This is a genomic window from Rhizobium sp. 01N447_2 (assembly GCF_056399245.1).
This window is the reverse complement of the sequence record NZ_JBFTQY010000052.1, coordinates 1-24,854: the sequence shown is the minus strand read 5'-3', so window position 1 is coordinate 24,854 and position 24,854 is coordinate 1. Positions and strand designations below refer to the sequence as shown.

Sequence of the window (24,854 nt, the reverse complement as noted above, 5' to 3'; positions counted from 1 at the left end):
CGATCTGCTTTGCATGAAGAAACGCTCCGGCCGCTGAGCCGGAGACGTCCAAGACAGGAACGGAACACAATGCATATTCTCATCATCGGGGCGGGAGGAATGATCGGCCGCAAGCTCGCTGCCACACTGGGGCGCAGCGGGTCCCTCGGCGGCCATGCGATCACGCGCATGACGCTCGCCGATGTCACGCCGCCGCCGGTACCGACAGGCGTCTCCTGGCCGGTGGAAGCGCTGGCTGCCGATATTTCCGAAAGCAGTATGGCGGAAGCCCTGGCGGCTCGCCGGGCCGATGTGATCTTCCATCTCGCGGCGATCGTTTCCGGCGAAGCCGAGCGCAATTTCGAACTCGGCTACCGGGTCAATCTCGATGGCACGCGATCGCTGTTGGAGGCGATCCGCCGGGAAGGAACCCGCCAAGCCTATATTCCCCGGTTCGTATTCTCCTCGTCGATCGCGGTGTATGGCTCGCCGTTTCCGGATCCGATTCCCGACGACTACGTGCTCGCACCTCTCACCAGCTACGGCGTACAGAAGGCAATATCCGAGCTTCTGCTGGCCGACTATTCGCGGCGCGGCTTCATTGACGGCGTCGGAATTCGGCTGCCGACCATCGTGATCCGGCCGGGTGCGCCGAACGCTGCCGCATCAGGTTTCTTTTCTGGGATCCTGCGTGAGCCGCTCGCGGGCCAGCGGGCTGTTCTTCCGGTCGAAGAGACCGTCAAGCACTGGCTGGCAAGCCCGCGTTCCGCCATCAAATTCCTGGTCCATGCTGCGACGCTCGACACGGCGGCGCTGGGTGTTCGGCGCACGCTCACCATGCCAGGAGTCGCCGCCACCGTTGCCGACCAGATTGCCGCCTTGCGCCGTGCTGCTGGTCCCGAGGCGGCGGACTTGATCGATCGCCGCCGCGACGAGGTCATCGAAGGGATCGTCGCCGGATGGCCGAAATCCTTTGTGCCGGAACGCGCGGTGCAACTGGGTTTCGTCGCCGAAACCACCGTCGATGAGTTGATTGAGGTGTACCTCGCCGAAGACGCTCCGGGTGCGCCCGGATGAGATCAAGCTGGGCCACACCGTCGCATGGGAGGAGGATCCCGGGCACGCCCACAGATGCGGGATTGCAGCGGCCGAGGGACCTGAGGAGATGACGGCCGCGGCCGAGATATACGAAAATACGAATACATAGCATGTAGCGCTCGATTTCTGGGAGGAGTGAATATGGCAGGCGTTCAATTCGCGGATGTGCGGAAATCATTCGGYGCATTTCCGGTCATCAAAGGCGTGGATATCGACATTGCCGACGGGGAATTCGTGATCCTGGTCGGCCCGTCGGGTTGCGGCAAATCCACTCTTCTGCGGATGCTGGCGGGACTTGAGAACATTTCCGGCGGTGAGATCAAGATCGGTGGGCGTGTCGTCAACACGCTGCCGCCCAAGGACCGCGACATCGCCATGGTGTTCCAGAACTATGCGCTCTATCCGCATATGACGGTGCAGCAGAACATGGGTTTCTCGCTGATGCTAAACAAGGCGCCGAAGGCGGAAGCCGAGAAGCGGGTGAAATATGCCGCCGGCATCCTCGGTCTCGACAAATTGCTCGACCGTTATCCGCGCCAGCTTTCCGGCGGCCAGCGCCAGCGTGTCGCCATGGGGCGGGCGATCGTGCGCGATCCGGAAGTCTTCCTGTTCGACGAACCGCTGTCCAACCTCGATGCAAAGCTGCGCGTTGCCATGCGCGCCGAGATCAAGGAACTGCACCAGCGGCTGAAAACGACGACGGTCTACGTCACCCACGACCAGATCGAGGCCATGACCATGKCCGACAAGATCGTCGTCATGCATGACGGCGTCGTCGAGCAGATCGGCACGCCGCTCGAGCTTTACGACAAGCCCGCCAATCTCTTCGTTGGCGGTTTCATCGGTTCACCGGCGATGAACATGATCAAGGGCCGGCTCGACCCTGAAAACCCGACAAGTTTCAAGGCGCCGGACGGCACGGCGCTCCCGGTTTCCAATCCACCTGCCGGCGCCATCGGCCGCGACCTCGTCTATGGGCTTCGCCCGGAATACATCCTGCTCGATGCCAATGGTCTGCCGGGTGAAATCGTGGTGATCGAGCCGACCGGCTATGAGACGCATCTCATCCTCAAGCTCGGCGGCAGCGACCTCAGCTGCGTCTTCCGCGAACGCGTCAGCGCGCGGCCGGGCGAGACCCTGCGCGTTGCGATCGACGCCGCGCATGTTCATCTCTTCGATGCCGAGAGCGGCCGGAGATTGACCGACTGACGCCGACCGGCGGCTGCATGGGGCGGAGGAGCCCCAGTGACCCGCAGGTTGGCAGCACCCCGGTTCAGGGATGCAAGGACCGTCGTTCACCAAGCGGGAGGTGAATGCCGGGGAGTTCGCACCCGCTTTTTTGAAGAGGAGGAATATCATGAGGTTTAAGAGACGTGACTTTCTTGCCGCCTCGGCTGCCGTTGCCGGCGCCGCCGGCCTCGGCATCCGGCCGACCTTCGCGCAGGCCGAACCGACCTACACACCGGAAAGCGGTGCTAGCCTGCGGCTGCTGCGCTGGACCCCTTTCGTCAAGGGCGACGAGGAGGCCTGGCTTGCAAACACCAAGAAATTCATAGACGCGACCGGCGTCCAGGTACGCATCGACAAGGAAAGCTGGGAAGATATCCGCCCAAAGGCGGCCGTCGCGGCCAATGTCGGCTCCGGCCCGGACCTCATCATGTGCTGGTTCGACGACGCTCACCAGTATCCCGACAAGCTGGTCGATCTGACCGAGCTCGCCAACTATCTCGGCAACAAATATGGCGGCTGGTATGACGGTGTGAAGGGCTATGCGGCGCGCGGCGACACCTTCATCGCCATGCCGCTGACGGCAATCGGCAATGCGGTGGTCTATCGCGACACTCACGTGAAGGCGGCCGGTTTCAGCGAGTTCCCGAAGGATACGGCAGGCTTCCTCGAGCTTTGCAAGGCGATGAAAGCCAAGGGCACGCCGGCCGGCTTCCCGCATGGCAAGGCCGTCGGTGACGGCAACAACTACGCCCATTGGCTGCTTTGGAGCCATGGCGGCAAGATGGTCGACGAAGGCGGCAAGGTAACGATCAACAGCCCGGAAACGCTGGCGTCTATCAACTACGCCAAGGAGCTCTATGCGACCTTCATTCCGGGCACGGAAAGCTGGCAGGACGTCAACAACAACCGCGCCTTCCTCGCCGGCCAGGTTTCGCTGATCGCCAACGGCGTGTCGGTCTATTACACGGCCAAGAACGACCCGAAGCTCGCCGAGATCGCCAAGGACATCCGCACGACGAATTTCCCGGTCGGCCCGGTTGGCCAGAGCGTCGAGCTTTTCCAGACGAGCTCACTGCTTCTCTTCAAGCATACGAAGTATCCGGAAGCGGCGAAGGCCTACATCAAGTTMATGATGGAAGCCGACCAGATGAATGCCTGGATCCAGGGCTCCAGCGCCTATTGCTGCCAGCCGCTCAAGGCCTTCGCCAAGAACCCGATCTGGACATCCGACCCGATCCACGCGCCTTATGCGCGTGCCTCGGAAAAGCTGCGACCGAACGGCTATGCCGGACCCCTCGGTTATGCCTCGGCAGCGACCATGGCCGACTACGTCCTGGTCGACATGTATGCGGCCGCCGTCACCGGCCAGATGTCACCCGAGGATGCGATGAAGGAAGCTGAACGCCGGGCAAACCGCTACTATCGGGTCTGACCCACGCCTCAAAACAAGCGGCATGCCGGCCCCTCGGCATGCCGCAAGTCCTCTGCGAGTTCAAACGCAATCTGGGAGATAGGCAATGTCGATGGTGAATTCGGAGGACAGGCGCGGGCCGATCTCTTCGCTCCTGCAGAACAACAATGTGCTCGGCTTCCTGTTCATGCTACCGGCGGCCGTCTTCCTCGTCTGCTTTCTCACCTATCCGCTGGGGCTTGGCGTCTGGCTCGGCTTCACCGATACGAGGATCGGCCGCGACGGCGTCTTCATCGGGCTGGAGAACTACCAGTTCCTGATGGACGACAGCGTCTTTTGGCTGTCGGTCTTCAACACCATTCTTTACACCTCCGTCGCCTCGGTGCTGAAATTCGCGCTCGGCCTTTGGCTGGCGATGCTGCTCAACCAGCACCTGCCGTTCAAATCCTTCTTCCGGGCAATCGTGCTGCTTCCCTGGGTGGTGCCGACGGTGCTTTCGGCGCTGGCCTTCTGGTGGATCTACGATTCCCAATTCTCGATCATCTCCTGGTCGCTAATGCAGCTGGGACTGATCAGCGGGCCGATCAACTTCCTCGGCGATCCGATCAATGCGCGCATATCCGTCATCGTCGCCAACGTCTGGCGCGGCATTCCCTTTGTGGCGATCTCGCTGCTTGCCGGCCTGCAGACGATTCCGGCATCGCTGCAGGAGGCAGCCTCGCTCGACGGCGCCACGAGCTGGCAGCGTTTTCGCTATGTGACGCTGCCGATGCTGACGCCGATCATCGCCGTCGTCATGACCTTCTCGGTGCTCTTCACCTTTACCGATTTCCAGCTCATCTACGTGCTGACCAAAGGTGGCCCCGTCAACGCGACGCATCTGATGGCGACGCTATCCTTCCAGCGCGGCATTCCCGGCGGGCAGCTCGGCGAGGGTGCGGCCATCGCGGTCGCCATGGTGCCCTTCCTGCTCGGCGCGATCATGTTCAGCTTCTTCGGCCTGCAGCGGCGCAAATGGCAACAGGGCGGCCAGGATTAAGGCCAGGGTTAGAGCCAAATTGGGGTTAGGGAGAGTGATGATGTCGATAAATTCAAACGCCGCCGATCAGGTCGTGACCGACAATGCCGACGGCATGAGTTATCTGAACCGCCTGCCGCGGCGGATCGTGATGCTCTACCTGCCGATGGCCGTCTTCGTCTTTGTGCTGCTCTTCCCGTTCTATTGGATGGCGATCACCGCGGTGAAGCCGAACGATCAACTGACCGACTATAGCAACTACAGCCCCTTCTGGGTGGTGGGGCCGACACTCGAGCACATCAAATACCTGTTCCTCGAGACATCCTATCCGGGTTGGCTGTGGAACACGATGCTGGTCGCGGTCTGCTCCACCTTTCTCTCGCTAGTGGCCTCAGTCTTCGGCGCCTATGCCATCGAGCGCGTCCGCTTCACCGGCTCCCGTTCGGTCGGCCTGGTGATCTTCCTTGCCTATCTCGTGCCTCCGTCGATCCTCTTCATCCCGCTTGCCTTCATTGTCTTCAAGCTTGGGATTTACGACTCGCGGTTGGCGCTGATCTTCACCTACCCGACCTTCCTCATTCCCTTCTGCACCTGGCTGCTGATGGGCTACTTCCGCTCGATCCCCTTCGAGCTGGAGGAAAGCGCGCTGGTGGATGGCGCCAACAGATGGCAGATTCTCACCAAGATCATCCTGCCGCTCGCTGTCCCCGGGCTGATTTCCGCCGGGATCTTCGCCTTCACGCTCTCCTGGAACGAATTCATCTATGCGCTGACTTTCATTCAGTCGTCGGAAAACAAAACCATTCCGGTCGGCGTGCTGACCGAACTGGTGCGCGGTGACGTCTTCGAATGGGGATCGCTAATGGCGGGCGCGCTGTTCGGCTCGCTTCCGGTGGTCATCCTCTACTCGTTCTTCGTGGACTACTACGTCTCATCGATGACCGGTGCGGTGAAGGAATAACAGGTGGCTGGATTTTGTTGACGGTCGGCGCGCTGCCCGCAGCATGGGCACGGCCACACCGCCTGCTCGCGCCGCTTGTTGACCGGCATTCCAGCACGGCAGCCTCGCTTACTGGAAACAAGCTGAATTTGGCTTCACAAAGTTTGCATTGCCGGCAGGTTCCGAATGCCAGACCTGCCGACAATCTGGCCGTCAATCAGCCTTTTTGCGATATAGCAACGTCATGAGTGCGAGCACGCATCCCAAGGCTCCTACCGATGCGAAGATGTAGAAGTTCCACTGCGGAGCCAGGCCCGCACCCAGAACCGCACCGCCGATAGCCGGTCCTATCATGCCTCCGATACGGCCGATGCCGAGCGAGAAGCCAAGGCCGGTTCCACGGATTTCGACAGGATAGAGATTTCCAACGAGAACGTTGGCGAGGATCTGCGTGCCGATCGTTCCCGTACCGGCAAGTGCGACGAGACCATAGACCTGGAGGCCCTGATCCACCTGCGTCAGCAACCAGATCGAGCAGGCTCCGAGAAGAAACATACCTGCCACGACAATTTTGACATTTCCGCGGTCGGCAATCCTTGCGCCGATCAGCAGTCCGACGGCGGCTCCGAGATTGAGCGTTACGGAGAAGAGGAGAGCAGAACCGAGGTCATAGCCCATCTTGTTCATGATGGTCGGAAGCCAGTTGACCATGCCGAATGTGAGCAGAAGCGAACAGAAATGGATGCCCCATGCGTTCAATGTCGGCAGCAGGCGACCTTCGGAAAACAGCGACCGGATGCCGACCTGGCGTTGCGCCGCAGGCCTGGCTAGGGGATCGGGCAGCCCGTACTGGTTTGCGATCTGATTGGCTTCGGTCTGGCGGTTCTTCGTTGCCAGCCATTCGGGGGATTCGGGGATGAGCCGGATGAAGAAAGGCAGAAGCAGGATCGGTGCGCCGCCGATGATCATCAGTGGGCGCCAGCCATATGTCTGTATCAGCAGCATTCCGAGGATACCCGAGATGATGCCGCCGGCCAGATAACCCAGAAGCGCAATCGAATAGGCTATCGCCTTCCGTTTCGGCGGAGAAAACTCGATGATCAAAGCGGTTACCGTGGGAAAAAGAGCTCCGAGGCCGAGACCGGCGAGAAAACGTGTTCCCTCGAAAACAAGAAAGTTCGGCGCAAGACCGCTCCCGATCATCATCACGGAAAAGCTCAGCAGACTGCCGATGATGACCTTGCGACGACCTATCCTGTCAGCGAGTGTTCCGGCAACGAGAGCGCCCAGCAACATCCCGAACAGGGTGATGGAGGCCGCGCGTCCGACCAGACCGGGCGTCAGGCCCCAGCTGGCTTCACCGAGCAATGCCGGCGCGACTGCGCCGTAGACGATCAGGTCATAGCCGTCGAACAGGATCAGCAGACCGCAAAGGGCGATGATGATATTCGGGCTGCGAACGTGTTCCTTGATAATAGCGAGATCTTGTATGGCCAATTTTCCCTCCCCATACATTTGCGTACAGGTAGTACGCTCCTGCCAGCGGCAGGTCCGCGTCGATCCATGTACAAATCCTCCTGGATCGTTGCCGGCGTGGTTCCTCCCAGCGCCAGACTCACCCGCAGGCGGGCGATGTCAAGACAACGATGACACGCTAATAAATACTTGCGAATAAAATATTTGCAACTGCAAACTTTTCAGCTGGCAACTTTTCCCTTTCCGGATATTGCCGGCAGGTTGCTGTGCATGCGGCGCAGCGCCTTCTTCAGGGCTGCGACCTCCTCGTCCGACATGTCTTGAACCGCGGTGCGTTCAAGCTCGACGGCAAGCGGCATAAGCCTTTCCGTCAGCGCCTCACCCTGCGGGGTCAGCCTGACGATGACGATACGGCCATTATCTTCCGGACGTGTTCGCGACACCAGCTTGCGCTTGGCCAGTGTGCCGACGAGGCGCGAAAGCGTCGAAATTTCGACAGAGACGACGTCGGCGAGATCCCCAAGGGTGCTCTCCCGGCGCTCCTTGAGCATGGCCAGAACCCGGTACATCGCCACGCTGAGATTGTCTTCGGCAATTCTCTGCGAGAACACCTCGGCTATCCGCACGCCGGCGCGATTGAGAAGATAGGGAACGGAATCGGTAAGTTTGTACATGTCTCTGTCTGCTGGCGGGATTCGGCTTGCTGAGGGCTCTCTCCGACATGCACCTAAATTACCGGGATGACAACACGATTGGCTTTCAGCCGCCGATAACGGCTGGGTAGATCAAGCATTTTCCCGTTGATTTTTAAATTTGCGTTGACAACAGTTGCAAATGCAATAATCTAGATACCAAGGAGACACGGGAGGAAATCATGTCTGCCACTACTGCCCTCGGCATAGCGCCGGCCCCCGCACCGATCAGGGATGCGTTTCGATCGACCATGCGCCGTTTCCCGGCGACGGTGACGGTCATTTCTGCTTGTCGCAACGGTGCGGATCATGGAATGACGGCCACCGCCGTCACATCACTTTCGATGGATCCGCCATCTCTCATCATCTGCCTGAACAATCGCACCTACCTGCATGACATGCTGCTTGAGGTGCCGGAATTCGCCGTCAGCGTTCTGACCGACAGGCAGGCCGCCGTGTCGGAAGGTTTCAGCGGCAAGATTGCGCCTGAGCGTCGCTTCGATGCTGCCGATTGGGTTCGCCATGAGCGCGGCATGATGGTGCTGGGTTCCGCTCATGCCGCGGTTGTCTGCCGCCGCATGGGCGCAGTTCCCTATGGGACGCACACGATCTTCATCGGGCAGGTGGTGGATACACGCCATTCCGACGACACGACCGCGCTGATGTACGAGAACTCGAAATATTGCGCGCCACAGCACGCGCTTCCTGCATCCCAGAACTGAAGGTAGTTCCATGAACAATACAGCTGCCCTGTTTCCCGCCTCGGCGCGGGTTGAGACCGCATGTCTTGCAGATCGTATCGCCCCGGTGCTCGACGAGATCCGGGCCGGCGCGCGTGATACCGAAAAATCCGGCCGCGTGCCGGCGCGCAATATCGATCTGCTGCGCTCCACCGGCTATTTCGATATCGTCAAGCCAGCCCGTTTCGGTGGCGACCAAGGATCGTTTGCCGAGCTTGTCGATGCAAATATCGAACTGTCGTCGGCCTGCGCCTCCACCGGCTGGGTTGCCGGCCTCCTTTCCGCGCATCAATGGCTGCTCGCCATGTTCGATGAAAGGGTTCAGCAGGAGGTGTGGGGCAGCAATCCGGATGCGCTGCTCTGCGGTTCCTATGCGCCGGTCCGTATGGCGGAATGCGTCAAGGGCGGTTTCCGGCTATCCGGCGATTGGGCCTTTGCGAGCGGATGCGAAAATGCCCAGTGGGCGCTCTGCGCGGCGATCATTCCGCCAGACGGCGAGCGGGAGCGTCCTGTACCGGCGTTCCTGCTGGTTCCCGCCAGCGATTATACCATTGCCGAGACCTGGGATGTGGTCGGCCTCGCGGGCACCGGCTCAAAAAGCCTGATCCTCAAGGATGTCTTCGTTCCGGAATACCGCATGCTGAGCTTTCCGGATGCGACCTCGGGCAGAACGCCGGGCGGACGTGGCTACAAAGGTATCGGCCTTTTCAATATTCCGCTGCTCATGGGGGTTCCTTTCTGCCTCGGCAGTGCAGCCGTCGGTGCGGCGAAGGGCGCCCTGGAGAGCTATATCGACCACATGGGGGCCCGTGTGACACGCGGTGCAGTGGCCGGCGGCAACAACAAGATTGCGGAATTTCCGACGATCCAGCTTCGCGTGGCGGAAGCCTCCGCATCCGTGGATGCCGCCCGCGAAATCATTCTGCGGGATATTGCCCGGGCGCAGCAACTGGCCCAGGCCCGCGAGGATGGCACCGGCGAGATCACCGAAGAAGATCGGATTCTCGCCCGTCGCAGCCAGTCTTTTGCGGTCAGCCTGGCCCTTCGGGCGGTGGAAGCACTCAATGCATCGACAGGCGGCCTCGGCCTCCAGATGTCCAACCCCGTCCAGCGGGCATGGCGCGATGCAAATGCCGTCGGGCGCCACATTTCCATGAACTGGGATGCCGTGGGCACCATGGTCGGCCAGCAGCTGCTCGGCCTTCCGCCCAAGGGACAATTCTGATCCGCCATCCGCATTACTTCGATTTAAGACAGGAAAGAGAGCATATCGTGCAAGGCAAGATCGCGCTTGAAGAACATTTCGCCATTCCCGAGACGCTGCAGGATTCGGCTGGATTCGTGCCGGGCGACTACTGGACCGAACTGTCCGCCCGTCTTCTGGATATCCAGGACAAGCGTCTGCGGCTGATGGATGCCCACGGCATCGAAAAAATGATCCTGTCGTTGAATGCTCCGGCCGTGCAGGCGATCCCGGATAAGGCAAAGGCCCTGGAGATTTCCCGGCGCGCCAACGACTTTCTAGCAGAGCAATGCGTCAAGAACCCGAACCGTTTCCTGGGATTTGCAGCTTTGCCCCTGCAGGATGCGGATGCGGCTGCGCAGGAATTGCAGCGCTGCGTGACAACGCTGGGTTTCGTCGGCGCACTGGTCAATGGCTTCTCGCAGGAAGGCGACGGAACGACGCCGCTTTACTACGACCTGCCGCAATATCGTCCGTTCTGGGCCGAAGTCGAAAAACTCAACGTTCCCTTCTATCTGCATCCGCGCAACCCGCTGCCGCAGGATAGCCGGATCTATGCTGGCCATTCCTGGCTGATGGGTCCGACATGGGCGTTCGCGCACGAGACCGCTGTTCACGCGCTGCGCTTGATGGGATCCGGCCTGTTTGACGAACATCCGGCTTTGCGGATCATCGTTGGTCACATGGGCGAGGGGCTACCCTACATGATGTGGCGCATCGACAACCGGAATGCGTGGGTCAAGGTGGAAAAGAACTATCCCGCCAAACGCCCGATTGCCGATTATTTCAACGAGAATTTCTATATCACGACGTCGGGGAACTTCCGCACGCAATCGCTTATCGATGCGATGCTGGAAATTGGCGCGGACCGAATTCTGTTCTCGACAGACTGGCCATTCGAGAACGTCGACCATGCTGCAAACTGGTTCGACAACACGACCATCTCCGAAGCCGACCGTCTGAAGATCGGTCGCACCAACGCAGTTTCACTCTTCAAACTCGATCGATAGCATGGTTGCACCTTTCAGATACACGGCCAGCGCGGCCCAGATCTTCTTCGGGAGCGGCTCGTTGAATCGTCTCGCCGAGGCGATTGCAGGGCAGGGCGGCAAGCGCGCCCTGATCCTTTCGACCCCGCACCAGAAAGCGGAGGCTGAACGGATCGCTGCTTCCCTCGGCCCGCTTGCGGCGCGACTGTTCCACGATGCGACGATGCATACGCCGGTCGATGTGACCGAGCGCGCGATGGCGGCATACCACGGAGCCGATGCCGATTGCGTCGTCGCGATCGGCGGCGGATCGACGATCGGTCTCGGCAAGGCGATCGCCTACCGCAACGACGCGCCACAAATCGTGGTGGCGACGACCTATGCAGGGTCGGAGGTTACACCGATCCTTGGCCAGACAGAAAACGGGCAGAAGACGACGGTCCGCGGGCCCGGCATCCTGCCCGAAGTGGTGATCTACGACCCTGAATTGACATTGGGATTGCCGGTCAACATCAGCGTCAGCAGTGGGCTCAATGCGATGGCGCACGCGGTCGAAGGTCTCTACGCACAGGATCGCAATCCCATTTCGTCGATGATGGCGGTCGAGGGCCTGCGCGCGCTGAAGCTGGCTTTACCTCACATCGTCAATGCACCTGGGGATGTCGAGCCGCGAAGCGAAGCGCTTTACGGCTCCTGGCTGTGCGGCACGGTGCTGGGAGCGGTTGGAATGGCCTTGCATCACAAGCTTTGCCATACGCTGGGCGGTAGCTTCGATCTGCCGCATGCGGAAACCCATGCGGTCATTCTTCCCCATTCTGCTGCCTACAACGCGCAGGCCGCAGCGGATGCGCTAAAGCCCGCTGCCGATCTTTTCGGCGGCTCGCTGGGCAGCGGTCTTTATGATTTTGCCGCTTCGATCGGCGCCCCCATGGCGCTGCGAGATCTGGGTATGAAGGAAGCCGATCTGGACCGTGCGGCGGAACTCGCCGCCCAGAACCCCTACTGGAACCCGCGCCCGATCGAACGGGAAGCGATCCGAGCTTTGTTGCAGAGCGCCTGGGAGGGCGCACGGCCGCGTTAATGCTTAGGAGGATGGCCACGTGCCTGAATATTTCAGCGAAGAGAGATCCGCGGAAGCCGTCAACTCGCGGATGGGGCAGGACATTAATCCACGCCTGGCCGAAATCATGGCGTCGCTTGTCAAGCACCTGCATGCCTTTGCCAAGGATATCAGCCTGACCCAGGAGGAATGGGAGCTGGCCATCGGCTTCCTGACCCGAACCGGCCATCTCTGTCATGACGAGCGACAGGAGTTCATCCTGCTCAGCGATACGCTGGGTTTGTCGATGCTGGTGGATGCGATCAACAACCGGCGCCCGCCAGGCGCTACGGAAAATACCGTGTTTGGACCGTTCCATGTCGAAGGCGCGCCCGTACGGCAGATGGGTGAAAACATCTCGCTCGACGGCAAGGGTGAGAGCTGTCTCTTCATCGGGCGCGTGCTGGATCTCAACGGCAATCCGATCGAGAGAGCCCGGATCGATGTATGGTCGGATAATTCCGATGGCTTCTACGACGTCCAGCAACCGGATATCCAGCCGAAGTGGAACAACCGGGGCATCTTCGTCACCGGCGCAGATGGCACCTATAGTTTCGTCGGCATAAAGCCGGTTTCCTATCCGATCCCGGATGATGGCCCGGTCGGCCAGATGCTGACGTCCCTCGGTCGCCATCCCTACCGTCCTTCCCATACCCATTACCTAATCAAGGCTTCAGGCTATCAGAAGCTCGTAACCCACACTTTTGTCGGCGACGATCCCTATCTGGAATCCGATACGGTGTTTGGTGTGAAAAGCAGCCTGGTCGCGCCTTTCGAGCGTATCGATCGTGCGACGGTCTGGCGCTCCGATTTCGATTTCGTGCTGACGCCAGTGGAGAATAGACAATGATCGTTGCCCGCTATGCGGTATCCGACCCCGGCAAGGCTGGCGAACGTTCCCGATTGCTCGAGGAGCACAAGGCCTATCTGCATGGCGCGGCGATCCGCATCTTGCTTTCCGGACCTTCTGCGCCGCCGGCAGAGGGCAAGGGTTCGACCGCCGTCGTGATCGCGGAAGTCGAAACGCTCGCCGAGTTCGAGGCGTTCAGCGCAGCAGATCCCTTCGTCCGCTCCGGTGTCTACCGCAGCATCGATCTATTCGAATGGCGGCCCACTTTGGGGCTTCTTCTAGAGGGGCTCTGATCCGCGTTTTGACCGTCGGTACTGATCAGAGCCAGCAGGATGCGCAGTTGGAAAGCTTGGCGCGACCGGCGCTGCAAGGGTGATATCCAGGACAAGCATACCCACGCCTTAGATCGTATACTCCGGTTCGGACAAGGTTTGGTCCATCGTGATGCCCGGGAGGTTGAAGTGGCGCTTGCCCACCTGCCTCGCCGGAATGCCGGCGACCGATGTGTAATCTGCAACAGCATTTATGACCACGCTGCCTGCACCCACCTTGGCGCCGACGCCAATTTCGATGTTGCCGAGAATCTTGGCTCCCGCTCCGATAAGAGCGCCGCGCCGTACCTTGGGGTGCCGGTCGCCGGCCTCCTTGCCCGTCCCTCCCAATGTGACATTCTGAAGTATGGATACGTCGTCTTCGACGACCGCCGTCTCGCCGATCACCAGGCCGCTCCCATGGTCGAGCATGATGCTCTTTCCCATCTTCGCGGCGGGATGAATGTCGACGCCGAAAACTTCAGAAATTCGGCTCTGGATGTGGCGTGCCAAATGGAGCCGGTCATGATGCCAAAGCCAGTGGGCGACCCGTTGTCCCTGCAAAGCCACAAAGCCCTTGAAATAAAGGAATGGCGTCAGGATTTCCGTGTTCGACGGATCACGTGCCTTGATCGCTGTCAGGTCGGCGGCGGCATCGGCGACAATATTGCGATTGCCGACGAACGCCTGCGCAATCACCGCCAGCAGCTCGTCATGGTCGAGATCGTGATTGGCCAGTTTGATCGCGACCCGCTGAGCGAGTGCCTGGGCGAAACTCGCATGATAAAGCACTGCTGAATTCATGGCGCGCGTGAGTGCTGCATCCTTGGCGGAAGCATTGACGGCCTCCGCGCAAAGAGCCGCCCATATCGCGGCAACCTGAGGCGAGGGGGATGGCTCGGTCGACAGATTGCTTAAGCTGACCAGTGGAACCGTCATGCTACCTTCCTTCTACAGGCGGACATCCGCGTCTTCCATGTCGATGAGCGCTACGCCTTGCCCTTGCGGACAACGTCCGCAATCGTCACCTCCTTGGGAATGAGCTTGAGTTTGAAAAAGGTGTCGGCGATGCTCTGCTGCTGCGCGACGACGGAGTCATCCAGGCTCTTGATCCCATAGGACTGACGTTCGAGCGCCTTGACGAGGACAGGTTCGGGGATGCCGACCGACGGTGATAGCTCTGCAGCCGCAGCCGCGGTGTCGGACTTGGTCCATTCGTCGATCTCGGAAATGGCGTCGATCAAGACATCGATCGCCTGGGCGTGGCCGTCAACCAGCGCACTCGTGCCGAGATAGAACTGGTGATTGGGAACGATGCCCTCGCCGTTTCTGAGCTCTCTCGCTTCGATCGCCACTTCCGCAGCAGCCTGGAAGGGATCCCAGATGACCCATGCATCCACCGCGCCCCTTTCGAAAGCTGCGCGGCCGTCGGCTGGGGCGAGGAAGGATGGCTCCACGTCCTCATAGGTCAAGCCGGCTTCTTCGAGCGCCTTAACGAGCAGGTAATGCACGTTCGAGCCCTTGTTGAAGGCGACCTTCTTGCCCTTCAGCTCTGCGACCGATTTTATGGGACTATCCCTAGGGACCAATATGGCTTCGCCGCGCGGGGCGGGCGGCTCATGTGCGATATAGACAAGCGGAGCTTTCGCGGCCTGGGCGAAGATCGGTGGCGTTTCGCCGGTCGATCCGAAATCGACAGCACCAGCGTTCAGGGCCTCGAGGAGCTGGGGGCCGCCCGGAAATTCGGTCCATTCAACCGTGTAGTCGATGGATTTAAGCTTCTTCTCCAGCAAGCCTTTGCCCTTGAGAAGCACCAGAGTTCCATATTTCTGGTAGCCGATACGCACGACCTTGTCAGCCGCGCCAGCCGGTCGAACATGCGTCAAAGGTGTCGCGATGGCACCTGCGACCAGTGCAGTGAAAGCGCGTCTTGTGATCTTCATCATACCCTCCGGAATAAGACGACGCCAAATTAAAGTGTCTCTACATTTTTACTAGATTATACGTACTCCTGAGCCCGCTTCTCCGGGATTCGCTTTTTTGTTCTGTCCCGGCAGCGAGCAAAAAGAAYTGCGCCTGGTGATTCAGTTCCCGACGCACGTCGTTTCCGCGTTTCAGGAGATCGGGGATTGAGTAGAGCTTTTCCAACCATCGGCTGCAGTCCGGCGATATTCACGGTATTYGCGGCACATATCGCTCCCCTGAGCGAATTAACCTAGGTCCATGCGGCCACACCGACGTGTCAGTCTTCGCCCACGAAGCGCTCAGGGAACGGCTCCGCTCGGCAAAACCGGAGATGAGGCGCATAAGGCGATCGATCAGATCGAAGAGCTACCTGAAAAATGCAAAAAATGGCAAAAGACGCCGCGACCATTCAAGTCGGTAGCAAATTCCGTCAACCTGGACGAACGACGACCAATCCTCCGAAACTACCTGGAGGTCAGCCTTTGATTGATGTGCTAAAAGCTGGGACTTATTGAAGTGAGGAAATATGCAGCCATTGCCCTGGCGAAGGACACCTTCTGCGTCGTGTTCAGCGGCAAGGACTACGAGGATATGCACTCGTATATCCTCGTTTACGAGGGGCGAAGGAACAACCTTGGTCTCGTTCCGACGTCCCACGCAAGATCGATGATCTTGCTGGCAAAATAGGGGCGGATGGACGACCGATCATTTACGCCCTCAGTGACGAAGGTGATGTTTATACCCTACCGATGGGGCAGAATTCCTCCCATCGAAAAATAGAGGGCGCAGGAGTCTATTCCGACGATTCGACCGACCCTGGATACGTCAACTCAATAGCGCTGATTGGTGATGCCTTGTTCGTAACGGGCTATCATTCGCAGCTTTACCGACTGACCGATACGACTTGGGCTGGTTTCATAAGGAAAAGCTGCCGCAGGCACCGGAAACCTACGATTATCTCGTCTTCGGTGATCTGAATGGCTCGACTGAGAGCAATCTTTACATGAACGTGACCTTTCGCCGACAAGCACGAAACGAGAATTGACCGAAGAGGAAGAGGAGCGCGCAGCGGAAAAGGGCTGCCGTCCAAGCCTCGATGACCGACGCTGTCGACGACGACGAAGATTTCGAGGAGCTCTACGGAGCATGGGAGGCGACGCTTCACGCTGCGGGTATGGCGGACGATCGGTACTTTGCGCTATTGATCGGCGGCCCGCGCTGGGGCGATCCCCATACCATCATCCTGACCCGCGACGCCGAAGCGCAGACATTCTCGCGCCTCGATGTGCGGCGGGAATTGCGGGGTGTCAGGGTCGTGCCCCGGGCCGATGATGCGCCCGAGGCATGGGTTCATCGCGTGACTGGGCCGTGAAAGGCGTTTCGCTTTTGGGTGTCCGCGCCGTGTTGGCACGAAGCTTCGAGCGAATTCACCGCTCCAACCTCATCGGTATGGGAATATTGCCGTTACGGCTTCCGCCCGAATATGGGCCTGAGCTATTGAAGCTGACTGGCGATGTCCTGGAGATCCGCGCGGACGATCATCTCGTCGCATCCCGTTGCCCCGTCAGCGTGACCATCAAGCCGACTGGCGGCGATGAAATCTCATTTGCGGCAACGGCCGCGATCGAGACGATGGCCGAGGTCGAAACACTGAAGGCCGGAGGGATTCTCCCGCTTATATTGCGGAACATCATGGCGTCTTTTGACGAACGGCGGCGATGACGCGCTCAGCCATGAAGGCGCAGCGGGCGCCATCGAACGGGAACAGGGCCGAGAATGCGCCGGAGAGCTGTTTTTCGATCGACTGGCRCATCATCTTGCGCGCCCGGTGCAGCCGGGTCTTGGCTGTTTCGGGTCTTATGCCGAGATAAGAGGCGGCCTCGTCCGTGCTCATGCCCTCGATATCCCGCAGCACGAACACGGCACGAAAATCGTCCGGGAGTTCGTCGACCGCATTTTCGAGGAGATGCCGCGCCTGGCTCCTGGCGAGCTCGGTTTCCGGATCGGTTGCGGACAGGAAGGACGGAAACTGTAACACTTCGCCACCCCGCGCCGTCGTCTGCATTTCGATTTCCTCGAGCCCGGTGGTGTTCTTTCGGCCCCGCACGCGGCTGAGCGCCTCGTTGAGCGTAATGCGGGTCAGCCATGTCGAAAGTTGTGCGTCGCCCCGGAACGTCGCCAGATTGGTGAAGGCCTTGACATAGGCGGCCTGGACGACGTCTTCCGCCTCCGCATCGTTGCGGATGATGGCGCGCGCCGTCCGGAACAGGCGCTGATTGTGACGCTGAACGATGGTGCGGATGGCGGGCTCGTCGCCCATTTTCGCCAGGGGCACGAGATCGGCGTCGGACAGTATCGACATCTGCTGCCGGTGTCGCTCGGCCGGAACCGGAATGGCTGCCATGGGAGTTCTCCGTCTGCTTGCCCGTCTGTCGATTGGAGCCCGGCCTACGGCCGGACGTCCAGTTTGCCCGTCATGGCGGGATGAAAACGACAATAAAAATCAATCGCTCCCGCCTGGGCGACAGTCAAGCGGCCTTCCGATTTCGGCGGCAGGTCGATATCGAAGCTCTTGTCGCGAGCGGTTGCCGTGTGCCTGAATATATCATCGTTTCTCCAGACGATCACATCGCCGACATGCAGCTCGGCAGGCGGCGAGCCGAATTTCATGCCGGTGATGGTGATCTGATAGTCCGCCGCCGAGGCAACCCCGTCGCCCGCCCAAAGCAGTGCAGACAGCAGCGGGAGCGATTTCAGTAGCGAGTCCATTCCTCAAGCCTATTTGATCGTGGAAGCCAGATGCTCGGCATGCATCTGATGTTCCTTGAACAGGGTCAGGCCCGTTTCCAGCAGCGACTTGAGATCTTTATTCTGAGCCGACGGGATCAAGATGTTGGCAAGCGCGTCGTTGACCGATCTGTGATAGGCGACTTCGTTTTCGACATAGGCCTTGTCGAACGCCGCGCCGTCGAGCGCCTCCAGCGTCGTCAGTTCCTTGGTCGCCTGTGTCGACAAGGACTGGCTGACGGGGTTGTCTTCGGGTGTCACTTTCAGCTTCTTGGCGAGAGCGAGCGCCTGATCGTTGACAGCCTTGTGGTCGCGCTCCATGGTTTTGGCGAATGCAATGACTTCGGTATTCTTGCTCTTCTTCAACGCCTGCTCTGCCGCGGTGACATCGATCTGTCCCGCCGTATAGGCGATGTGGGCGATCTGAGGATCGGTCGGCTTTGCATCGGCGGCGATCGAAGCCGTGCCGAGCGATGCCGCCATCAGGGTGGCGCCGAGAATTCGTTTCAACATCATCTGTCTCCCTTGTGTCGTGACCGAATGCCTTCCGGCGGCAACGGTGATGCGCCTTCGAAAGCGAGCATTGGATGCAGGTTTGTCGAAAAGGTTCCCGGAAATTTCGGACACGGAGAGAGCGTGTATCATCAGCGGCGGTCAGTCTTTGCCGAGAAAGCGCTGAAGTACGATGGCATGATTGTGCTGCAGGTCTTTCGCAGCGTAGAGAAGCGTCGCGTCCTCTTGCCGGATCTGACGTTTCAACTCCTCGACGGCGGATGGGTTCTTCTCCAGCTCGTCCCGATACCGCTGCTGAAACTCGGTCCACTTGGCGGGATCGTGGCCAAACCACCGGCGCAGCGCCGGGCTTGGTGCGACATCCTTCACCCAGATGTCGACTGCTGCATCCTGCTTGCTCAACCCGCGCGGCCATAGCCGGTCGACCAGGATGCGCAAGCCGTCCTTGTCGTCTTTCGACTCGTAGATTCGTTTGATGTGCAAGGCCATGTGTCTCACCCCATATGTGCGAAGCCAATTCGGCCGAATAGGTGTGACAAGGGTTTGGTTCCAGACTGGCGCCCGAGATACAGGTGCTAGAACCTCTTCAAACGGGCACCGAACTATTTTGCCGCCCACGGCATATCGAAGCGCTGAAGCATCTTCCTAGGGGCGGTGCGAAATCACTTTCGCCGGTCTGAGCATAGGCCGTGCCACGACCGCAATGGCGTCGTGGCACGGTGACGCCTGTCAAACCTGCTCAGAAGGGATAGTGCTGGGCGGAATCCTCTACCGTGATCCAGCGCAGGTCGGTGAATTCGGCGATCGCCGCCTTGCCGCCGAAGCGGCCGTAGCCGCTGCCCTTGACGCCGCCGAAGGGCATTTGCGCCTCGTCGTTCACGGTCGGGCCATTGATGTGGCAGATGCCGGATTCGATCCGCGCCGCAACCGCCATTGCCCGCTGGACATTCCGGCTGAAGACGGCGGATGAGAGGCCGTATTCGGTATCGTTGGCGATGCGGATTGCCTCTTCCTCGCCGGAGACGCGAATGATCGGCTTGACCGGGCCGAAGGATTCTTCTGCATAGACGCGCATCTCGGGCGTGACATGATCGAGCAGCGTCGCCTCGACCACGGTGCCGGAGCGCTTGCCGCCGGCCACGAGTTTTGCACCCTTGGCCGTCGCATCGGCGATCAGCCCCTCCATTTTCTTCGCTGCGTCGAGGCTGATCAGCGAGCCGAGAACGACGTGGCCACGCGGGTCGCCGGCCGGCAGCTGGCTGGCGCGGGCGGCCAGTTTGGCGACGAATTGATCGGCGATCGTCTCGTCGACGATGATCCGCTCCGTCGACATGCAGATCTGCCCCTGATGCATGAAGGCGCCGAAAATAGCGGCATTGACGGCACCGTCGATATCGGCGTCGTCGAGGACAACGAGCGGCGCCTTGCCGCCGAGCTCGAGAAGGGCGGGTTTGAGATGTCTGCCGCAGGTCTCGGCGATGATCTTGCCGACCTTGGTCGAGCCGGTGAAGTTCACGCGCTTGACGGCCGGATGGGCAATCAGCGCGGTAACGATCTCAGGCGCATCCTCCGGCGCGTTGGTGAGGACGTTGATGACGCCGGCCGGCAGGCCCGCTTCGGTCAGCACTGTGGCAATCAGCCGGTGCGTRCCGGGGCATTGTTCGGATGCCTTGAGGACGACGGTGTTGCCGCAGGCGAGCGGCGTGGCGATGGCGCGGGTGGCGAGGATGACGGGCGCGTTCCAGGGTGCGATCGCCAGGCAGACACCGGCAGCCTGGCGAACACCCATGGCGAGCGTGCCGGGTTTGTCGGAAGGGATGATTTCGCCTGATATCTGCGTCGTCATGGCGCCGGCCTCGCGCAGGATGTTGGCGGCGAGCATGACATTGAAGCCGGCCCAGGGTGCGGTTGAGCCGGTCTCCTCGATCATCAGTCGCGTAAACTCGCCGACTTTGGAATCCATGATATCGGCAGCCTTCATCAGGATGGCGCGGCGCTGGCCGGGGCCGGTCTTCGACCAGGCGCCGAAGGCAGCGGAGGCGGCATCAACGGCCGCGGCAACATCCTCCAGGCTTGCCGCGGCAGCGCGGCTTGCGAGCTTTTCGGTGAAGGGATCGAGACGATCATAAGTCCGGCCGCTGGAGGCTGCGCGGTCGGCGCCGTTTATGAGGAGGGAAATATTCATCGTGGGTCTCCTGGGGACAAGAACTAGAAGCCGAGGACTTCGGCGTTGATGGAAGCTTCGAGGCCGCCGTCGACGGCAATGTTGGCGCCGTTGATCCAGCGCCCGCCATCCGAGCAGAGGAAGAGCACGGCAGGCGCAATATCGGCGGAGGTGCCGGCCCGGCCGACGCGGGTGATGTCGCTATCGACTTTGGCGTCGCCGAGCACGGCGCGGAACTGCTTGAGGATCGGCGTTTCCACTGGCCCGGGGCTGACCGCATTCACCCGGATGCCGCGGTTTTTGAACAGCGGCTGATGGGCTGCCCGCATGGTCCAGAGCAGCAGCAGCTCCTTGGAGAGCGGGTAACCTTCCTCATCCTTGAGATGGTGCTCAGCGACGACCGCCGCCACCTCGGGAAAGCCTTCGATTCCGGCCAAGGATTTTGCCCGCTCGAGATTGGCGCGCCAGCCGTAGCCGGCAATCGAGGCGACGTTGACGATGGCGCCGCCTTCGCGAAGGCGGGGTGCCACGGCTTCGGACAGGGCGCGAAGCCCGTAGAAATTGACGGCGAGCGTCGAGACGACACCGGTGTTGCCGGAAAGGCCGGCGACATTGGCGAGTGCGTCGAGGCGCGCCGGAAGCTGCGCGACGATGTCGGCTACGCCTGATGCAGTCGAGAGATCCCCCTTGATGAAGGCGACACTTCCACCCAGCGGCTCGCGCACATCGACGCCGATGACCTCGGCGCCCATATGGCCGGCCAGTTCCGCCGTGCGGGCGCCGATGCCGGAAGCGACGCCGGTCACCAGGATTGTTTTACCAAAAAGCATGAACGTCACCTTTCGCAACAGAATCCGGATGCAAGCCGGCTCATTCTTCCCATTTGATTTTATGCGGGCCGGGCAATTTCAGCCGGTAGCCGACGGGCAGAAGTTGAAAATCGAAGCGGCGCTCGATTTCGCCCCAAAGGCCGCGCGGCAGGTAGAGCGAGAAAATCACGGCGGTGGCGCCGAGGCCGATCAGGTACCAGACGCCGGCTGCGCCGAAGACGGTCTCGATCACGAAGAATAGGATGGCGCCGAGGATGGCGCCTTCGAACTTGCCGATCCCGCCGACCAGCACCATGAAGATCATGTAGGCCGTCCATTGGACGCTGAAATAGGTCTTCGGCTGGAAGGTCGTGGCGGTCGCCAGCCACAGGCCTCCGGCGACCGCGATGCCGAAGGCGGCGAGCACGAAGAGCAGTCTCTTGGTCGCGATCACGCGCACGCCGACCGAGGTTGCCGCCTCCTCATTGTCGCGGATCGCCTGCATGGCCGCACCGGCGCGGCTGCGCATCAGCATGAAGAGAGCGCCGAGCAGTGCGGCCATGGCTATCAAGGCGAGCCAGTAGATCGTTGCCCGCCGCGTTGCGCCGTCATAGACATTGAGCGAGATCAGCGAGGTGCCCGTTTCCCCCTGGATCAGCCGGTCGAGGTTGACGAGCAGATGGGCGAGTTCGGCGACGACCCACATGCCGATCGCGAACTCGCCGCCCTTCAGGCGCAGCATGAACAGCGATAGCGGGATCGACAGCGCACCGGTCACGACCGCGGCGGCAAACAGCGCGACGAAGGGATTGAGCCCCGCATCCGCAAGCCGGATGGTGAAATAGGCGCCGAGGCCGAAAAACACCTGCTGGCCGACCGAGACGAGCCCGCCGAAACCGGCAAGCGCATTCCACATGGCGGCAAGGATCACGTAGATGAACAGGGCCGTCATCCGGTCGATCGCGCCGGCGCCGAGGACAGTGGGGGCAAACATCAAGAGGACGAGCACCGCGGCCATGCAGCCAAGCGCCACCCGCGACGATTTCGTCCAGCGTTCTATCGATATTCCATTGGAGGCAAGGGTCGCGTTGGGGCTCATGTCGGGCTCCGGAGACGGGTGCGCAGTTTGAGAGAGGCGCCAAGTTTGTCGAGAACCGGCATGCCGAACCGGGATAGCCTGACGAAAAGCACCAGCAGGAACACGGCATGGCCGCCGATCAGGAAGCCTTGCGGATGCAATTGCGCGCCGAGCGATTGGGCAAGGCCGAGAACGATGCCGCCGGCCAGCGTACCCCATAGCGATCCCGCTCCACCGATGACGGCGGCCTCGAAGGCGAAGAGAAGCTGCGGGCCGCCGGAATAAGCGCTGAAGGTTGCCCGCGTCCCGAGAAAAGCACCGGCGATCCCGACCGTGACCATGGTGATCGCGGTGGCGACGGCGTTGACCCTGCGGGCGTCGATACCGACCAGTCCTGCCGTGTCGGGATCTTCCGCCGTGGCGCGGATCGCGCGACCAAGGGCAAAACGGCTCAGGAAGAACTGCAGCCCGCCGAGAATGAGGACTGCCGTCACCATCATCAGGACGGCAAGCTTGCCGACGAAGATGTGGCCCGGCAGTTGCCAGGATGCATAGGACAAGTTGCCGATGAACGGCGCGAGCGACCGGGTGTCGGCGCCGAACTGCTCGAACAGCAGGTTGTCGATGACGATCGACAGGCCGAAGGTCGTCAGGATCGGCAAGAGCGTGCCGCCGCGGGCGCTACGTTCCAGAACGAAGCGCTGCAACAGCCAGCCGACCGCCGCCATGACCGGCAACACGATCAGCAGGCCAGCGAAGGGCGAAATGCCGAATTTGGCGGCCAGCAGCCACAGCCCGTAAGCGGCTGCGACCGCCAGGCTGCCATGCGCGAGATTGATGATCCGCATGACCGAGAACATGAAGGACAGGCCGCAGGCGATGACGGCGTAATAGCCGCCCAGCAGAATGCCCTGGAGCAGGGTGTTGATCACGGTGCGCTCCTTTCGCCGGCTGCCCGGTGCAATCCGAAATAGGCTTGGGTGACGTGCTCGCGCGTGACGACGGCGGCCGGCCGGTCGAGGACGATGCGTCCTTCCAGCATGCAGATGACACGGCTTGCCACGCTCATGGCGCGAGCGAGATCCTGCTCGACGAGCACGATGGTCGTTCCCGAGGTGAGCAGCGCCTGCAGCTGGGCGTAGACGCGATCGACGACCAGAGGCGAAAGTCCGAGCGAGACCTCGTCCAGGAGAAGAATATCGGGATTGCTCATCAGCGCCCGGCCGATCGCAGTCGCCTGCTGTTCCCCGCCCGAGAGATGTCCTGTTTTGGCGTAACGGCGGGGTTTCAGGTTCGGAAAGGCGTCGAGGACACGATCGATACTCCACTCGCCCTTGCGGCCGGAAGTCTTTCCAAGAAGCAGGTTCTCTTCCACCGTCATCTGCGAAAACAGGCGCCGGCCTTCCGGCACCAGGGCGATGCCCTTGGCGATCCGCTTGTTGGACGGGACGGCGGCCAGATCTTCGTCGTTGAGAAGGACGCGGCCGGAGGATGGCAGATGAGCGCCGGCAATCGAGCGCAGCAGCGTCGTCTTGCCCGCGCCATTTGCGCCGACCAGCGCCAGTACCTCGCCCTTGGCAAGATCGAAACTGACCCCGCGCACCGCCTGGAGCAGGCCGTGGCGGACATCGAGGTCGCGGATGGAGAGAAGGCTCATGCGGGTGTCCCTCCGAGATAGGCCTTGACCACCTCCGCATTGCTCATGACCGTTTTCGGTTCGCCATCGGCGATGATCCTGCCGGCGTCCATGCAGATCAGCCGCTCCGCCACCTGCAGGAGGATATGAACGATATGCTCGATCCAGACGATGCCGATGCCGCGGCGGCGCAATTCGAGGATGGTTTCGACGAGTTCGCTCGCCTCGCCATCGGTCAGGCCGCCGCCGATCTCGTCGAGCAGCATCAGCCTCGGCTGCGTGGCAAGCGCACGGGCAAGCTCCAGCCGTTTGCGATCCAGCAGGCCAAGCGTGTCGGCGGGGCGGTTGGCCACTCCGAGCATGCCGCAGAGCGAAAGCGAATCCACCACGCGCTCATAGGCCTCGTCGCGGCTTGCGGCATTGCCGTGCGATGCGGCGACGAAAACATTCTCAAAAGTCGTCATGCCGCCGAAGGGCTTGGGAATCTGATGGGTCCGGACGAGCCCGGACCGGCAGCGCTCCGCCGCCGTCCGGCGCGTGACGTCGACGCCGTCGAAGGTGATGCTTCCCTCACTCGGCGGGAAGGCGCCGGCAAGCACGCTGAGCAGGGTCGTCTTGCCCGCGCCGTTCGGCCCGACAATGCCGACCGCCTCGCCATCGCCCATGGAAAAATCCAGATTCTCCAGCACCACCAGCGCGCCGAACCGCTTGTGGATTCCCTTGGCCGAGAGAAAGGCTCCCCCCGGCCGATTATGAGCTTCCCGCTGCAGCACTGTGCGTTACCCGTTATAGGCGGTGAGCTTGGCGCCGACCGGGACATTGGGGT

Annotated in this window: 26 protein-coding genes and 1 pseudogene; 13 read left to right on the top strand and 14 right to left on the bottom strand. The window is 61.0% G+C overall.

The features are described from left to right. The first annotated feature begins 69 nt into the window (after window positions 1-69). The 5 genes from denD to AC1ECN_RS27120 all read left to right on the top strand — a co-directional run bounded on the left by denD (window position 70) and on the right by AC1ECN_RS27120 (window position 5,697). Window positions 70-1,056 (top strand): D-erythronate dehydrogenase, encoded by a 987-nt coding sequence (gene denD, locus AC1ECN_RS27140; protein ID WP_477954659.1) that lies wholly within the window; start codon window positions 70-72, stop codon window positions 1,054-1,056. A gap of 162 nt (window positions 1,057-1,218) precedes the next feature. Further along, on the top strand, window positions 1,219-2,286 hold the full coding sequence (locus AC1ECN_RS27135) for an ABC transporter ATP-binding protein (protein WP_477954658.1): 1,068 nt from the start codon (window positions 1,219-1,221) through the stop codon (window positions 2,284-2,286). 148 nt (window positions 2,287-2,434) lie between these two features. After that, window positions 2,435-3,739, top strand: coding sequence for an ABC transporter substrate-binding protein (locus tag AC1ECN_RS27130; protein WP_477954657.1), 1,305 nt, complete (start codon window positions 2,435-2,437; stop codon window positions 3,737-3,739). Between the two features lie 85 nt (window positions 3,740-3,824). Continuing rightward, a complete protein-coding gene (locus AC1ECN_RS27125; RefSeq protein WP_018444784.1) occupies window positions 3,825-4,757 on the top strand; it encodes a carbohydrate ABC transporter permease in 933 nt (310 codons plus the stop codon). 40 nt (window positions 4,758-4,797) lie between these two features. Further along, on the top strand, window positions 4,798-5,697 hold the full coding sequence (locus AC1ECN_RS27120; RefSeq protein ID WP_130765699.1) for a carbohydrate ABC transporter permease: 900 nt from the start codon (window positions 4,798-4,800) through the stop codon (window positions 5,695-5,697). Between the two features lie 192 nt (window positions 5,698-5,889). Here AC1ECN_RS27120 and AC1ECN_RS27115 read toward each other — a convergent pair whose 3' ends face one another. Further along, complete coding sequence (locus AC1ECN_RS27115; protein ID WP_018493609.1) at window positions 5,890-7,191, bottom strand: MFS transporter; 1,302 nt, start codon at window positions 7,189-7,191, stop codon at window positions 5,890-5,892. 182 nt (window positions 7,192-7,373) lie between these two features. Then, the gene (locus AC1ECN_RS27110; protein WP_018493610.1) at window positions 7,374-7,826 is read right to left on the bottom strand and encodes a MarR family winged helix-turn-helix transcriptional regulator; all 453 of its coding nucleotides are present in this window, start codon (window positions 7,824-7,826) and stop codon (window positions 7,374-7,376) included. Between the two features lie 200 nt (window positions 7,827-8,026). On the opposite strand from AC1ECN_RS27110, the gene AC1ECN_RS27105 reads away from it, so the two are divergent. Genes AC1ECN_RS27105 through AC1ECN_RS27080 form a run of 6 tightly spaced genes read left to right on the top strand, consistent with a single transcriptional unit; the run spans window position 8,027 to window position 13,058 of the window. Further along, the gene (locus tag AC1ECN_RS27105; protein ID WP_130665634.1) at window positions 8,027-8,566 is read left to right on the top strand and encodes a flavin reductase family protein; all 540 of its coding nucleotides are present in this window, start codon (window positions 8,027-8,029) and stop codon (window positions 8,564-8,566) included. A gap of 10 nt (window positions 8,567-8,576) precedes the next feature. Further along, complete coding sequence (locus AC1ECN_RS27100; RefSeq protein WP_130697442.1) at window positions 8,577-9,809, top strand: flavin-dependent monooxygenase; 1,233 nt, start codon at window positions 8,577-8,579, stop codon at window positions 9,807-9,809. A 47-nt stretch (window positions 9,810-9,856) separates the two neighbouring features. After that, window positions 9,857-10,837: a gamma-resorcylate decarboxylase gene (gene tsdA / locus AC1ECN_RS27095; RefSeq protein ID WP_164582600.1), complete on the top strand. Its 981-nt coding sequence runs from the start codon at window positions 9,857-9,859 to the stop codon at window positions 10,835-10,837. A gap of 1 nt (window position 10,838) precedes the next feature. Beyond that, complete coding sequence (locus tag AC1ECN_RS27090) at window positions 10,839-11,897, top strand: maleylacetate reductase (RefSeq protein ID WP_130656458.1); 1,059 nt, start codon at window positions 10,839-10,841, stop codon at window positions 11,895-11,897. A gap of 19 nt (window positions 11,898-11,916) precedes the next feature. Then, on the top strand, window positions 11,917-12,765 hold the full coding sequence (locus AC1ECN_RS27085; protein ID WP_130697441.1) for a dioxygenase family protein: 849 nt from the start codon (window positions 11,917-11,919) through the stop codon (window positions 12,763-12,765). Then, a complete protein-coding gene (locus AC1ECN_RS27080; RefSeq protein WP_018071408.1) occupies window positions 12,762-13,058 on the top strand; it encodes a YciI family protein in 297 nt (98 codons plus the stop codon). Before AC1ECN_RS27085 ends, AC1ECN_RS27080 begins: the two co-directional genes overlap by 4 nt. 108 nt (window positions 13,059-13,166) lie before the next feature. Here the strand turns inward: AC1ECN_RS27080 and cysE are convergent, their stop codons facing one another. After that, on the bottom strand, window positions 13,167-14,015 hold the full coding sequence (cysE, locus tag AC1ECN_RS27075; protein ID WP_018493616.1) for a serine O-acetyltransferase: 849 nt from the start codon (window positions 14,013-14,015) through the stop codon (window positions 13,167-13,169). Between the two features lie 50 nt (window positions 14,016-14,065). After that, window positions 14,066-15,019: a sulfonate ABC transporter substrate-binding protein gene (locus tag AC1ECN_RS27070; RefSeq protein ID WP_477954653.1), complete on the bottom strand. Its 954-nt coding sequence runs from the start codon at window positions 15,017-15,019 to the stop codon at window positions 14,066-14,068. 1,118 nt (window positions 15,020-16,137) lie between these two features. Between AC1ECN_RS27070 and AC1ECN_RS27065 the strand changes: the two genes are divergently transcribed. Both AC1ECN_RS27065 and AC1ECN_RS27060 read left to right on the top strand, forming a co-directional pair. Further along, window positions 16,138-16,413, top strand: a complete 276-nt coding sequence (locus AC1ECN_RS27065) for a hypothetical protein (protein ID WP_245002745.1) — start codon at window positions 16,138-16,140, stop codon at window positions 16,411-16,413. Further along, window positions 16,383-16,763 (top strand): annotated as a pseudogene (locus AC1ECN_RS27060) (aconitate hydratase AcnA); the annotation flags it as partial. The gene AC1ECN_RS27065 and the pseudogene AC1ECN_RS27060, both read left to right, overlap by 31 nt. Here AC1ECN_RS27060 and AC1ECN_RS27055 read toward each other — a convergent pair. The 10 genes from AC1ECN_RS27055 to AC1ECN_RS27010 form a co-directional block, all read right to left on the bottom strand. Next, window positions 16,732-17,445: an RNA polymerase sigma factor gene (locus AC1ECN_RS27055; protein ID WP_477954651.1), complete on the bottom strand. Its 714-nt coding sequence runs from the start codon at window positions 17,443-17,445 to the stop codon at window positions 16,732-16,734. The pseudogene AC1ECN_RS27060 and the gene AC1ECN_RS27055 sit on opposite strands and share 32 nt — an antisense overlap. Before the next feature lie 44 nt (window positions 17,446-17,489). After that, window positions 17,490-17,810, bottom strand: a complete 321-nt coding sequence (locus AC1ECN_RS27050) for a cupredoxin domain-containing protein (RefSeq protein WP_164582598.1) — start codon at window positions 17,808-17,810, stop codon at window positions 17,490-17,492. 9 nt (window positions 17,811-17,819) lie between these two features. Further along, a complete protein-coding gene (locus AC1ECN_RS27045) occupies window positions 17,820-18,341 on the bottom strand; it encodes a DUF4142 domain-containing protein (RefSeq protein WP_024321427.1) in 522 nt (173 codons plus the stop codon). 141 nt (window positions 18,342-18,482) lie between these two features. Beyond that, complete coding sequence (locus tag AC1ECN_RS27040; RefSeq protein WP_024321426.1) at window positions 18,483-18,830, bottom strand: DUF488 domain-containing protein; 348 nt, start codon at window positions 18,828-18,830, stop codon at window positions 18,483-18,485. 250 nt (window positions 18,831-19,080) lie between these two features. Beyond that, entirely contained in the window at window positions 19,081-20,526 is a 1,446-nt protein-coding gene (locus AC1ECN_RS27035; RefSeq protein ID WP_130697439.1) for an aldehyde dehydrogenase, read from the bottom strand. Window positions 20,527-20,549: 23 nt separating this feature from the next. Beyond that, window positions 20,550-21,335 (bottom strand): coniferyl-alcohol dehydrogenase, encoded by a 786-nt coding sequence (locus AC1ECN_RS27030; RefSeq protein WP_027687985.1) that lies wholly within the window; start codon window positions 21,333-21,335, stop codon window positions 20,550-20,552. 40 nt (window positions 21,336-21,375) lie between these two features. Further along, on the bottom strand, window positions 21,376-22,413 hold the full coding sequence (locus tag AC1ECN_RS27025) for a branched-chain amino acid ABC transporter permease (RefSeq protein ID WP_130687336.1): 1,038 nt from the start codon (window positions 22,411-22,413) through the stop codon (window positions 21,376-21,378). Beyond that, complete coding sequence (locus tag AC1ECN_RS27020; protein ID WP_164582596.1) at window positions 22,410-23,324, bottom strand: branched-chain amino acid ABC transporter permease; 915 nt, start codon at window positions 23,322-23,324, stop codon at window positions 22,410-22,412. Before AC1ECN_RS27020 ends, AC1ECN_RS27025 begins: the two co-directional genes overlap by 4 nt. Next, the gene (locus AC1ECN_RS27015) at window positions 23,321-24,049 is read right to left on the bottom strand and encodes an ABC transporter ATP-binding protein (protein ID WP_130665616.1); all 729 of its coding nucleotides are present in this window, start codon (window positions 24,047-24,049) and stop codon (window positions 23,321-23,323) included. Before AC1ECN_RS27015 ends, AC1ECN_RS27020 begins: the two co-directional genes overlap by 4 nt. Beyond that, window positions 24,046-24,801: an ABC transporter ATP-binding protein gene (locus tag AC1ECN_RS27010; protein WP_024321421.1), complete on the bottom strand. Its 756-nt coding sequence runs from the start codon at window positions 24,799-24,801 to the stop codon at window positions 24,046-24,048. Before AC1ECN_RS27010 ends, AC1ECN_RS27015 begins: the two co-directional genes overlap by 4 nt. Window positions 24,802-24,854: the final 53 nt, after the last annotated feature.